General features: G+C 36.7%; 10 protein-coding genes. 9 read left to right on the top strand and 1 reads right to left on the bottom strand.

Features of this window, described 5'->3' with window-relative positions:
* Positions 1–15 precede the first annotated feature (15 nt).
* From QO200_RS07670 to QO200_RS07655, 4 genes are all read left to right on the top strand, one after another.
* Positions 16–924: a FecR family protein gene (locus QO200_RS07670; RefSeq protein ID WP_371538433.1), complete on the top strand. Its 909-nt coding sequence runs from the start codon at positions 16–18 to the stop codon at positions 922–924.
* Positions 917–3,442 carry a carboxypeptidase-like regulatory domain-containing protein gene (locus QO200_RS07665; protein WP_371538431.1) on the top strand — a complete coding sequence of 842 codons (2,526 nt, stop codon included), beginning with the start codon at positions 917–919 and terminating at the stop codon, positions 3,440–3,442. The genes QO200_RS07670 and QO200_RS07665 overlap by 8 nt, the downstream gene beginning before the upstream one ends.
* Positions 3,443–3,784: 342 nt before the next feature.
* Positions 3,785–4,333: a menaquinone-dependent protoporphyrinogen IX dehydrogenase gene (gene hemG / locus QO200_RS07660; RefSeq protein ID WP_371538429.1), complete on the top strand. Its 549-nt coding sequence runs from the start codon at positions 3,785–3,787 to the stop codon at positions 4,331–4,333.
* A gap of 281 nt (positions 4,334–4,614) precedes the next feature.
* Entirely contained in the window at positions 4,615–5,013 is a 399-nt protein-coding gene (locus QO200_RS07655; RefSeq protein ID WP_371538427.1) for a DoxX family protein, read from the top strand.
* A 129-nt stretch (positions 5,014–5,142) separates the two neighbouring features.
* Here QO200_RS07655 and glmM read toward each other — a convergent pair whose 3' ends face one another.
* On the bottom strand, positions 5,143–6,546 hold the full coding sequence (gene glmM, locus QO200_RS07650; protein WP_371538425.1) for a phosphoglucosamine mutase: 1,404 nt from the start codon (positions 6,544–6,546) through the stop codon (positions 5,143–5,145).
* A gap of 97 nt (positions 6,547–6,643) precedes the next feature.
* Between glmM and QO200_RS07645 the strand changes: the two genes are divergently transcribed.
* From QO200_RS07645 to QO200_RS07625, 5 genes are all read left to right on the top strand, one after another.
* A complete protein-coding gene (locus QO200_RS07645) occupies positions 6,644–7,228 on the top strand; it encodes an ACP phosphodiesterase (protein ID WP_371538423.1) in 585 nt (194 codons plus the stop codon).
* Between the two features lie 172 nt (positions 7,229–7,400).
* A complete protein-coding gene (gene ggt / locus QO200_RS07640; protein ID WP_371538421.1) occupies positions 7,401–9,086 on the top strand; it encodes a gamma-glutamyltransferase in 1,686 nt (561 codons plus the stop codon).
* 49 nt (positions 9,087–9,135) lie between these two features.
* Complete coding sequence (ggt, locus tag QO200_RS07635; RefSeq protein ID WP_371538419.1) at positions 9,136–10,821, top strand: gamma-glutamyltransferase; 1,686 nt, start codon at positions 9,136–9,138, stop codon at positions 10,819–10,821.
* A gap of 168 nt (positions 10,822–10,989) precedes the next feature.
* Positions 10,990–11,112 (top strand): DNA alkylation repair protein, encoded by a 123-nt coding sequence (locus QO200_RS07630; RefSeq protein WP_371538417.1) that lies wholly within the window; start codon positions 10,990–10,992, stop codon positions 11,110–11,112.
* 44 nt (positions 11,113–11,156) lie between these two features.
* Positions 11,157–12,941: a chloride channel protein gene (locus QO200_RS07625; RefSeq protein WP_371538415.1), complete on the top strand. Its 1,785-nt coding sequence runs from the start codon at positions 11,157–11,159 to the stop codon at positions 12,939–12,941.
* Positions 12,942–13,002: the final 61 nt, after the last annotated feature.

Here is a 13,002-nt window from a genome sequence, read left to right as displayed (position 1 = left end):
CATATAGAGTTGAAAATGAAAAACGAAAACGAAATAATAAAATGGCTTAACGGCGAACTTTCAAGTAAAGAAATCGAAGATTTAAAACAATCTGAAGGTTTTGACACGATTGAAAAAATAGCGCATTATGCTTCCCATTTGGAAACCCCAAACGTAGATGCGCAAGCAGCATTGGCAGCTTTCAAAACTAGGTCTCTTTCGAAAAAAGAAACAAAAGTACGTACCCTAAACTTCAAGTCCTTCTTTAAAGTGGCGTCGGTTTTAGTGGTGTTACTTACTTCCTCTTATTTTCTATTTTTTAACAACACCCAGACCCACCAAACCGGAATCGCACAAACAAAAACCTTCCGATTACCAGATAACTCCGAAGTTTTATTGAATGCAAAATCAAAAATCACGTTCAATGAAAAAAAATGGAAAGACAACCGCGATTTAACCCTTGATGGAGAAGCTTATTTTCAGGTGCAAAAAGGAGAAACCTTCAGCGTACAAACTGCTGACGGTGTTGTAAAAGTACTTGGAACCCATTTTAATGTAAAACAACGCAACAACTACTATGAAGTTAGTTGTTATGAAGGATTAGTTAGTGTAACCTATAACAATGAAACGATTAAACTACCTCCTGGTAAAACGTTTAGAGTAGTAAATAAAGAAATAGAAGATGTAGATGATTCTACTGCCGAAAATCCATCGTGGATGCAACAGGAATCTAGTTTTACAGGAATTCCTTTGGTTCAGGTAATAGCAGAATTAGAGCGTCAGTACAATATTAAAATCAAAACGGAAGGGGTTGATACTTCTAAATTATTTACAGGAAGCTTTACCCACACCAATCAAAAAATCGCATTGGAAGCAGTGACTATTCCCTTAAAATTAAGTTACAAAATAGAAGGTAAAACTATCGTATTCTATAATTATGAATAAATGGATCCTTTATTTATTGTTGTGTATAACAACCATTGGTCAGGCGCAAACAGCAACCAATAAAACGGCTTTAACAGCAATCATAGGTACTGTTGAGCAACAGTTCAATGTGAAGTTTTCGTATGCTGTCGAAGACGTGGCCAATATTTCCATCGAAAAACCTGCTACTGAACTAACGATTGAGCAAACTATAGCCTACCTCAACTCAAAAGTACTTTTGAACTTTAAATCGTTGGACGGTCGTTACGTAACGGTTTCCGTATTAAACAAAACATTCCCCATATGCGGCACCGTGATCGCACAGGATTCTAATACCTCTTTACCGGGAGCATCTGTGCGTATTGATAACAGTTCTAAAGGAACCATAACTATAAAAAACGGTTCTTTTATACTGGACAATGTACCACTTGACGCGAATATTACCATTTCGTATATAGGCTATGAATCCAAACAATTTACTGCTAATGAATTATTTTCTACTACAGTCAATTGCAAGAAAATATTCCTTAAACCTTCTAAGGAAGAACTCAATCAAGTGTTAATCAATGTTTACCTGACACCGGGATTACAGAAATATATTGATGGAAGTACGGTTTTAAATACTAAAAAATTTGGCATTCTTCCCGGACTGGTAGAACCTGATGTATTACAGTCTATACAAGCTTTGCCAGGCGTGGAAAGCACGAATGAAAGTATTGCCAATATTAATGTACGTGGTGGCACCAATGACCAAAATTTAATGCTTTGGGATAATATAAAAATGTATCATTCCGGACACTTTTTTGGTTTGATATCTGCTTACAATCCGAACGTAACAAATAAAGTCACAGTAAGTAAAAACGGAACCAGCGCCGCCTATAGTGATGGGGTTTCGAGTACCATAAACATGAGTACAAATGATAAAATAGGAAGCTCTATTTCAGGTGGTGGTGGTGTCAATCTAATCAGTGCCGATGCCTTTGTAGAAATTCCGCTGGCAAAGAATATCGAGTTGGATATCTCTGCACGTCGTTCCGTTACTGATTTAGTTACTACACCCACTTTTACCAACTATTACCAGAGAAGTTTTCAGGACACTGAAATTAATGCTGACAATGCTGATAAAAGTACCAAATCTGATTTCTATTTTTATGATTTTACCGCTAAATTACTATTTGACTTAAACGACAAGCATAGCTTTAGAGCCAATATAATCGCGATCAATAACGCCTTGAATTATGCTGAATACTCTAACACCGACCAAAGCGCATCTAAGGTGAGCCAGCTTTCGCAAAAGAATATGGGGTATGGAGGAAGTTGGAAAGGACAATGGACGGATCGTTTTAGTACAGATGTAGTAACCTATTTTTCCAGATACAATATTAACGCAACGGATTATCGCGTGCCAACGGACCAGTTATTAACCGAAGCCAATGAAGTACTTGAAACAGGAACCAAACTGAATGCACATTATAAAGCTAGTTCCAATCTTAGTTTACTATTAGGATACCAGATTAACGAAACCGGAATGCTTAACCAAACTACCGTGAGTGCACCCTCCTATTCCAGCACTAAAAAAGACGTACTGCTGAATCATGCCATTTTTACAGAAGCAGAATACAACAAGAATAACACCTATTTAAGACTGGGAGCACGGTTAAATTATTTTCAAAAATTTGACAAATTACTGGTAGAACCGCGGATTAATATCCGCCAACAGCTCTCAAAGGAATTTGCGTTAAAACTGGAAGGGGAATTTAAAAATCAAACCGCAACTCAAATCATCGATTTTGAAGACGATTTCCTCGGTGTTGAAAAAAGACGCTGGGTGCTTGTCAACAATGAAGACATTCCTATCGCAACCAGCAAGCAAAGCTCTTTTGGTATCGAATTCAAAAAAAACAAATTGAATATCGAACTGACAGGATTTTACAAAATCGTGGATGGTATTACGGCTTCTAATCAGGGATTTTACAATAACTTTCAATATAAAAATGCACATGGCAGTTATACGGCAAAAGGAGTCGAATTTCTAGCCAATAAAACAGCTAAAAGATTCAGCGCTTGGATTAGTTATACGTATAGCACTAACGACTATGAGTTTGATTCTTTTACTCCTGCTACCTTCCCTAATAACGTGGACATTCGGCATTCTGCTTCACTGGGGCTAAATTATGATATTCTGAACAATCTAAAAATTTCAATTGGAGGAGTTTGGCGCAATGGGCAACCATACACTCGCCCACTTGAAGGTAACGAAACGGTTCAAAATGGCAACAATACCCTTGTCAATTACGGCGCACCTAACAGCGAGAATCTAGATGACTTTATGCGATTAGATGCTTCGTTCAGTTATAGTTTCAATTTCAGTACTGCAATAAAGGCAACCCTACGCGGTGGAGTAATCAATATCACTGATGAAGACAATGTCATAAACCGTTATTACAAAGTAGATTCAAACGACAACAGCAATACTATTGCAGTAAACAACAAATCCCTAGGTATGACTCCTAATGTCAGTTTTAGAGTCAATTTTTAGCGTTCGCGCTTAAAGCAGTACCAATTTAGAACTTAAACCCTCTTTTAAATTCAACTTTGAAAGGAGGCGTTGCTTTTGTTGCCCTTTCCTATTATCTGTTAAATAAGTCCATTGAAGCTATTCTTTTTTCGAATTAACAGCCCTCCTTTATCACTTTACCACAGAATTTATCATAATAAAAAAAAAACTATAATTAATTTATTTTCAGATACTTGTGATTTTTTATCCGTATTTTTACTTCTATAATTACCCTCTATTTATTTCTGTGTGTAGACCAGATCTCAAAATAAAAACGGGGCACATTCGAAAAGCTAAAAGAGTAGAAATATAAAAACGACAACTATGAAATTATTAATTATTTACGGTACTACTGAGGGGCAAACCCGAAAAATTGCACGTTTTATGCAAGAGGTATTACAAGAGAATGGCCATCAGGTGATTATTGCTGATGCTTCAGACGAACCTCCAACGCCAACTGATTTTGATGCCGTTTTGATAGGCGGATCTATTCACATGCACAAATATCAATCGCCAATGGCGCATTATATAACCAGTCATGTTACTGATTTAAATAAAATGCCCACAGCATTCTTCTCAGTCTCTCTGGCTGTGGCATCTGACATGGAAGAAGAACATGAGGAAGTTCAAAAAATAACAGATAAATTCCTTACCAAAAAAGGATGGAAACCTATGGTTACCACTCAAATTGCTGGAGCCCTTAAGTACACTCAATATGATTACTTCAAACGCCTGATCATGAAATTTATTTCTAAAAAAGAAGGACGTACTACAGATACTTCGCAGGATTTTGAATACACGGACTGGAATGCCGTAAAAAAATTTATCGATCAATTCGCTGATAAAGTTGCAAAAATGCGGGAAGTGCGGTAATTCTACTTAAACGAAATACAATTAAAAGTAAAGCATATAAACTGCTTTAAAATCGAAACTCATTCCAAAAGTCAATAGCTATATTATAACGAATAGGAACCCCTTTAAAAATCCACTTTGAAAGGGGTTTATTTGTATTAAAGATTAAAAACAGTACCGTTTATAAGTGAAAAACTACGTCTATTTAAAAAAATAGAATATATTTGAAAAACAAAATAAGAGCTTAGTTATAGCACAGCCTAATCATATTAACCTTTCATTTGAAACCTATAAAAAAAATTATGAATAAAAACACTGATTTAGGATTGTTAATCCTTCGCATTGCAGTTGGAGCCTTAATGTTACTTCACGGAATTTCTAAATTAGGAGATGTCTCTTTTATTGAAGGCATGCTATCTGCAAAAGGACTGCCTTCATTTCTTGCCTATGGGGTTTATATTACTGAAATTGTTGCTCCTTTACTAATCCTTGTTGGATACAGAACTCGATTAGCGGCTGTTATATATATTTTTGGTACTTTATTTGCTTTTTTCTTAGTTCACACAGCAGATCTATTTTTATTAAACGAAAATGGTGGTTGGAAATTGGAATTATTGGGATTATACCTATTTGGTGCGTTGACATTATTCTTTACTGGAGGTGGAAAAACGGCGGTTTCTTCTTCCAATACATGGGATTAAACTTTTGACTATATGAAATTAAAAAAGTACTATGCATAATTTGCATTCTTTCATTACACGAACTAAAAATCAAAACCCCTTTCAAATTCAACTTTGAAAGGGGTTTTTACATTTTTAAAAAGCGCAGTTTTAGATTCCAGCTACCGCTTTAATTTCGTCAATAATTCGCAGAGCTAACGTATCAGCCTGCGCTTGTGAAGGCGCTTCGGTATAGATACGGATAATAGGTTCTGTATTTGACTTTCTTAGATGAACCCACTCATTTGCAAAATCAATTTTCACTCCGTCAATGGTCGTGATATCTTCGTTTTTATATTTCTCAGTCATAGCAACTAAAATCGCATCTACATCAATTTGTGGGGTCAACTCGATTTTGTTTTTGCTCATGTAATACTCCGGGTACGAAGCACGCAAAGCAGAAACGGTCATTTTCTTGTTGGCCAAATGCGTCAAAAATAAGGCAACCCCTACCAAGCTGTCACGACCATAATGTGACTCTGGATAAATGATTCCTCCGTTTCCTTCTCCGCCAATGATAGCATTGTTCTTTTTCATTAAATCCACCACATTCACTTCACCTACAGCAGATGCTTCGTAAGTTCCATTGTGTCTGTTGGTCACATCGCGCAATGCACGAGAGGAAGACATATTTGAAACAGTGTTCCCTGGGGTTTTACTCAATACATAATCGGCACAAGCTACCAAAGTATATTCTTCACCAAACATTTCACCATCTTCACAGATGAAAGCCAAACGGTCTACGTCTGGATCAACGACAACCCCTAAATCCGCTTTTTCTTTAACTACAAGTTCTGAGATATCAGTCAGGTGTTCTTTTAAAGGCTCTGGGTTGTGCGGGAAATGTCCGTTAGGTTCACAGTACAATTTCACTACTTCAACGCCCATTAATTCTAATAATTTTGGGATGATGATTCCTCCAGATGAATTCACTCCGTCTACTACCACTTTGAATTTAGCTGCTTTTACAGCTTCAACATCAACCAAGGGCAAGTTCAGCACCTCATCAATATGAATATCCATGTAAGCATCATTCTCTGTGATTTCGCCTAAACTGTCCACATCTGAGAAATCAAACGCTTCGGCTTCAGCGATAGCAAGGATTTTTTCTCCTTCGATACCATTTAGAAATTCCCCTTTTTCATTCAATAACTTTAAGGCATTCCATTGCTTGGGGTTGTGCGAAGCGGTAAGGATAATTCCTCCGTCTGCTTTCTCCAAAGGAACGGCAACTTCAACTGTAGGTGTCGTTGACAATCCCAAATCAATCACATCAATACCTAAACCAATCAAAGTATTCACTACTAGATTATGAATCATAGGTCCAGAAATACGAGCATCGCGACCTACAACTACTTTTAGTTTTTCATCAGTATTACTTCTAGAAGCTGTGTTGTTTTTCAACCAAGTCCCATAAGCCGAAGCAAATTTTACAGCATCAACTGGCGTCAGGTTATCCCCTACTTTACCTCCAATAGTTCCACGAATTCCAGATATTGATTTTATTAAAGTCATTCTTATGTTTTTAAATTTTGATTTATTTCTTGTTATTTTCCACAAATATAATAATTGACAGTTTAAATAAGTCATTTAGAATTCATAATTTAGGCGAATGAACTTCTTAGCACACATCTATCTTTCGGGCGACAATGATTTAATCAAAATCGGCAATTTTATGGCTGATGGTATTCGGGGGAAACAATTTAAAAATTATCCTTTGGAAGTCCAGAAAGGAATTATGTTACATCGCGCCATTGACACCTTTACTGATGCACATCCTATTTTTCGACAAAGCACTAAAAAATTGCATTCCAGATACCATCATTATTCTGGTGTTATCGTTGATGTTTTTTACGATCATTTTCTGGCAAAAAACTGGATTAAATACTCTAATCAGGATTTAGACGGCTATGTTGCTGCTTTCTATAAGTCTTTGAGTGATAACACTCCTATTCTAAGCGAAAGAACGATTGGTTTAATGCCCTATATGATAAAACAAAATTGGCTGCTCAGTTATCAAACCATTGAAGGAATTGACAAAATATTAACGCAAATGGATAGCCGAACCAAGAATGAATCAAAAATGCGTTTTGCATCAGAGGAATTAACGGAGTTATACACCGAATTTGAGCAGGATTTCACGCTGTTCTTTGAGGATTTGAGAGCACATGTCAGACAAAAATTATTAGAAGAATAAATTTAAAAATAGAGTAGCTATAGAAACATATAAGTTTTTAAATGTTGAAAAATACTATAAGTACAAATTTTACTTACATGACTTATATGTTTTTAAAAAAACTATACCATAATTGGAGCTAAAATGTTTACAAAAATTAACGATATCTGTAAAACCATAATACCAAACCACAATGAAAAAAATGATACTACTCTTTTCGCTAGCAGTAATCGGCTGTAAATCAAATGAACAAACAGTTACTCCTACAGGTTTGGTTACTGATAAAGCGATGGTTGTTTCGGCCCGAGAAGAGGCTTCCGCAATTGGTGTCGAAATAATGAAAAAAGGCGGAAACGCTTTTGACGCGATGGTGGCTACTGAACTCGCATTGGCAGTAGCTTATCCGCAGGCAGGGAATCTTGGTGGTGGTGGTTTCATGGTTTTTAGAAAAGCAAATGGAGAAACCGGAGCGCTTGATTACAGAGAAAAAGCACCTCTTGCCGCAACCAAAGACATGTATCTCGATGAAAAAGGAAATGTAATTGAAGGCAAAAGTACCGCTTCGGCAGTAGCGTCTGGAATTCCTGGTACGCTGGCTGGATTATTTGCAGTACATAAAAAATACGGTTCTTTACCCATCGCCGAAATACTCGCCCCTGTTATAGCCTTAGCAGAAAACGGCGTGGTGGTTACCGAATTTCAAGCACAAAGTTTAGCTCATTACAGAGAGACTTTTATAAAAACCAATGGCCCCAATAGCCTGTTTTCTCAAGTATACAAAGCAGGTGACACGATTAAATACCCCGCATTGGCATCCACTTTAAAACGAATTGCAAAAAACGGGCGGGATGAGTTTTACAAAGGAGAAACTGCTAAAAAATTAGTGGCTTTCCTAAAGGAGAAAGACGGTAATATGACAGCGGAAGATTTAAATCAGTATGAAGCTAAATGGAGAGCGCCTATTACTTTTACTTACAAGGATCTGAAAGTAACTTCCATGTCTCCGCCCAGCAGCGGTGGCATTTGTTTAAACCAAATCATGAAAATGATTGAGCCTTTTAATCTTGCCGAAATGGGACATAACAGTGTTAAAGCCATTCAGCTAATCACTGAAGCCGAGCGAAGAGCCTACGCTGACAGAAATGCTTTCCTAGGAGATCCTGATTTTGTGAAGCTTCCCGTAAAAGAATTATTGGACTCCACTTACATCCAAAATAGAATGAGCGATTTCTCATTCGACCAAGCCTCAAAATCATCCGAAATAGGCAAAGGAAAAATTGCAGGTTACGAGAGCAAGCAAACTACGCACTACTCTATTGTTGATGCCGAAGGAAATGCGGTTTCTGCCACCACCACCTTAAATGATAACTACGGTTCTAAAATCTATTGTGATGAGTTAGGCTTCTTTTTAAACAACCAAATGGATGACTTTAGCGCTAAACCTGGTGTTCCTAATTTATACGGACTTACTGGAACCGAAGCCAATAGTATCGCTCCCGGAAAAAGAATGCTCAGTTCGATGACGCCAACAGTTGTTGAGAAAAACGGAAAGTTGTTTATGGTCTTGGGGACTCCCGGAGGTTCTACCATTATCACTTCTGTTTTGCAAACCCTATTGAATGTTTACGAATTTAACATGAGCATGCAAGAAGCAGTCAACGCGCCTCGTTTTCACCATCAATGGCTTCCTGACGAAATCACCTTTGAACCGAACTCTTTCGACAAAGAACTATTAGATAAAGTAAAAGCAAAAGGCTACAAAGTCAACGAAACTAATAAGGAAATTGTAGGCCAGGTAGATGCTATTTTAGTACTGCCAAACGGAAAACTAGAAGGCGGTGCTGATAAAAGAGAAGACAATAAAGCTTTAGGTTTCTAGACGATTTTAATTCATCCTATTCCAAATAAATAACACAAATACATCTAAAATGAAAAAAATTATAATTCTATTATGCGTCTTTGCTTTTGGCTGTAAAACCCAAACTAGTGTTGTCCAACCTACAGGTCTTTTAGCAAATGAGGCTATGGTTGTTTCGGCACGTGAAGAAGCCTCTAAAATTGGTGTCGAAATAATGAAAAAAGGCGGAAATGCTTTTGATGCCATGGTCGCAACTGAATTAGCATTGGCGGTAGCCTATCCTTATGCCGGTAATCTTGGTGGTGGTGGATTTATGGTCTATAGAAAAGCAAATGGCGAAAAAGGAACTTTGGATTACCGTGAGAAAGCACCTTTGGCAGCCACAAAAGATATGTTTTTGGATACAAATGGAAATGTTATTCCTGGAAAAAGTACCAAAACTCCATTGGCAATAGGTATACCAGGAACCATAGCAGGTGTTTTTGCAGTACATGAAAAATTAGGTTCTTTACCGATCGAAGAAATATTGAAACCCGTTATCGAATTAGCTGAACGCGGTGTTGTGGTTTCCCAAAAACAAGAAGAACGTCTGAATGACTACCGTCAAGAACTTACTAAAATTAACGGGGCCAACTCGGTACTTTCAAAAGTATACAAAGAAAAAGACACCATTAAATACCCAGCGCTTGCTGCAACTTTAAGAAGAATTTCAAAAAATGGACGAGACGAGTTTTACAAAGGAGAAACTGCTAAAACTTTAGTCCGTTATCTTCAGGAAAAAGGAGCCATCATAACTATGGAAGATTTGGCTCAGTATGAAGCTAAATGGAGGACCCCGCTTAGTTTTAAATACAAAGATTTAAACATCATTTCAATGGCACCACCAAGTAGCGGTGGAATATGTTTGGCACAAATATTTAAAATGATTGCCCCTTATGATTTGGCTAAGATGGGACATAATTCACCACAAGCGATTCAAGTTATTGTAGAAGCAGAGCGCAGAGCGTATGCAGACAGAAGTTACTTTTTAGGAGACCCTGACTTTGTAAAAATTCCTTTAAAAGCATTAATGGATGACAACTATTTGAAGCAAAGAATGGCCGATTTCAGTTTTGAGAAAGCCACCTTATCATCAGACATCAAAGAAGGGAATGTAAATTATAACGAAAGTATGGAAACGACCCACTACTCCATCGTAGATCAATTTGGAAATGCTATTGCCGCAACAACAACGCTAAATGCAGGTTATGGTTCAAAATTTTACTGTGATGAGCTAGGTTTTCTATTGAATAATGAAATGGATGATTTCAGCGCTAAACCAGGAGTTCCTAATATGTTTGGCCTTGTAGGAAATGAAGCAAACAGCATTGCTCCCCAAAAAAGAATGTTGAGTTCTATGACGCCTACCATTGTAGAAAAGAATGGAAAACTATTGATGACCGTGGGCTCGCCTGGAGGCTCTACCATTATCACTTCTGTATTGCAAACCATATTGAATGTGTACGAATACAATTTAAGTATGCAAGACGCTGTAAATGCACCCCGTTTTCACCACCAATGGTTGCCCGATCTGATTACATTTGAACCGAATACGTTTAGTACACAAACCCTTGATACATTAAAAGCAAAAGCCTATCTCATCAATGAAAAAACAACTCCTGTTATTGGTAAAGTAGATGCTATTTTAGTTTTGCCAAACAATAAGTTGGAAGGTGGAGCAGATTTTAGAGGAGATGATACCGCCGTGGGATTTTAGAGGAATGTGATTTAATACCGATTTAGAACTTACCTTTAAAGAAAATAGCCATAGTGAAATGCTGTGGCTATTGAGAATAATTTGGTTCTTTTGGAACAAAAACAAAACGGATTTAGATTTAATATAAAAAATATGCAGTCAACATATACGCTCTTCTAAATTTTTATTTTGAAAGCAATTAGCTGGCCCTTGCGTGAATATATAAAAGCAAATCCAGAAGTAATAAAAAATTTTGTTACCAATATTAACCTACAACGATTGAGCAGAAAAGAAGCACTAAAAAACTTATAGGATCATTAAATTAATAGTAAATTAGCACTTTTAAAAAAAAAGAAATGTTCAAAAAATACATTACTAAGTTAGAAAATATTATTGGCTGGTCGCAATCTATGCTAACAGAAAAGCAATTTATTTTCCTATCGAGTGTATTAGTAGGTATTTCTTCAGCATTTGCAGTTATTGTTCTGAAATCATTTGCCCACCGAGTTTTCTCATTTGCCACTTATATTAATGGTATTTTAAAACTAAGTTTCATAAACAGTATATTACCTATCGCAGGTTTATTACTGACTGTATTGGTAGTAAAAAGAGTGCTTGGCGGCTCTATAGAAAAAGGGACTTCCCAAATTTTATATGCAGTTGCAAAGAAAGCCAGTATCGTTCCAAAAAAACAAATGTATGCCCAAATCATTACAAGTTCCCTAACTGTTGGACTTGGGGGATCGGCAGGTTTAGAGAGTCCTATTGTTGTGGCTGGAGCCGCTTTTGGTTCAAATTATGCACAGCGCTACAAACTGAGTTATAAAGACCGAACCCTTCTTATTGGCTGTGGTGTTGCAGCCGGAATAGCTGCGGCATTTAACGCGCCCATTGCCGGTGTTTTATTTGCTATCGAATTTTTACTTGTCGATGTGAGTATTGCAGCATTTACTCCAATTATGATTGCCGCCGCTACCGGTGCTTTGGTCTCTGAAATTATCTTGGATGAATCTATTTTATTAAATTTTAAACAGCAACAAGTCTTCGATTATCATAAAATCCCATTTTATATCCTTCTAGGTATATTAACTGGTTTTATGTCTGTTTACTACACCCGATATTTTCAAAGAACGGAACATTATTTTGCTAAACTTAAACTTAACTCTTATAAAAAGGCAATGGTAGGAGCCTCTATTCTAGCCATTTTAATTTTTATATTTCCAACACTTTTTGGTGAGGGTTATGAAAGCATCAAAGTATTATCAGAGGATAATCCCGGTGTAATGTTAGAAAACACTCTTTTCAGTAGTTTTAGTAATAATAGTTGGGTGCTACTAATATTTGTAGGCTTGACGATGATGGTAAAAGTTTTTGCCACTGGAATTACTTTAGGATCTGGTGGAAACGGAGGTAACTTTGCCCCTTCCTTATTTGTAGGTTCCTATCTTGGATTTGTCTTTTCAAAAGCGATAAATCTAACTGGTCTAACCCAGTTACCCGTTAGTAATTTTACGATGGTAGGTATGGCCGGTATTTTGAGCGGATTGTTCCATGCTCCTTTGACAGCGATTTTCTTGATTGCTGAGATAACTGGTGGCTACAGTTTAATGCTTCCCTTGATGATTGTTGCTTCCATCAGTTTTGCTATTTCAAAACGATTTGAAAGACATTCCATGGATGTAAAAGAATTAGCTAAAAAAGGACATGCTTTTACCAGTAATAAAGACACGAATGTACTTGCTACATTAGATACCAATTCTATTATACAAACCGATTATTTAACGGTTACCCCAGACGAAAACTTGGAGAAATTAGTCGATTTAATTTCGCACTCGAATCAAGTTATTTTTGCTGTCGTAGATAAAGAAAAACACTTAGTAGGTGTTGTCCATTTCAATAACATACGTGAAATAATTTTTAACACCTACAGGGTAAAATATACTTTAGTTAAAAACATCATGGCCGTTCCTACTGAAATAATCTATCCATTTAATACAATGGAGACGGTTATGAACAAATTTGAACGATCAAAAGTTGCCTTTTTACCCGTGGTGAAAGATGATAAATACTTCGGATTTATATCAAAATCAATAGCACTTGAAGCCTATCGTACCAAATTGAAATCGATGACTATTGAATAATTTATAATTCTTAATATCGGATAGGGTGTTTTTTATTATTATCCGATAATTGTAGTATCTT

The sequence above is a fragment of the Flavobacterium sp. Arc3 genome, from assembly GCF_041431375.1.
GTDB lineage: Bacteria > Bacteroidota > Bacteroidia > Flavobacteriales > Flavobacteriaceae > Flavobacterium.
Note: the sequence above shows the minus strand (reverse complement) of the source record. Positions and strands in the feature narration are given on the sequence as shown.

What these genes read in the sequence shown, in the direction of transcription:
- QO200_RS07670 (WP_371538433.1), top strand. Translation starts at nt 16, where the DNA reads ATGAAAAACGAAAACGAAATAATAAAATGGCTTAACGGCGAACTTTCA.
- QO200_RS07665 (WP_371538431.1), top strand. Translation starts at nt 917, where the DNA reads ATGAATAAATGGATCCTTTATTTATTGTTGTGTATAACAACCATTGGT.
- hemG (WP_371538429.1), top strand. Translation starts at nt 3,785, where the DNA reads ATGAAATTATTAATTATTTACGGTACTACTGAGGGGCAAACCCGAAAA.
- QO200_RS07655 (WP_371538427.1), top strand. Translation starts at nt 4,615, where the DNA reads ATGAATAAAAACACTGATTTAGGATTGTTAATCCTTCGCATTGCAGTT.
- glmM (WP_371538425.1), bottom strand. Translation starts at nt 6,546, where the DNA reads ATGACTTTAATAAAATCAATATCTGGAATTCGTGGAACTATTGGAGGT.
- QO200_RS07645 (WP_371538423.1), top strand. Translation starts at nt 6,644, where the DNA reads ATGAACTTCTTAGCACACATCTATCTTTCGGGCGACAATGATTTAATC.
- ggt (WP_371538421.1), top strand. Translation starts at nt 7,401, where the DNA reads ATGAAAAAAATGATACTACTCTTTTCGCTAGCAGTAATCGGCTGTAAA.
- ggt (WP_371538419.1), top strand. Translation starts at nt 9,136, where the DNA reads ATGAAAAAAATTATAATTCTATTATGCGTCTTTGCTTTTGGCTGTAAA.
- QO200_RS07625 (WP_371538415.1), top strand. Translation starts at nt 11,157, where the DNA reads ATGTTCAAAAAATACATTACTAAGTTAGAAAATATTATTGGCTGGTCG.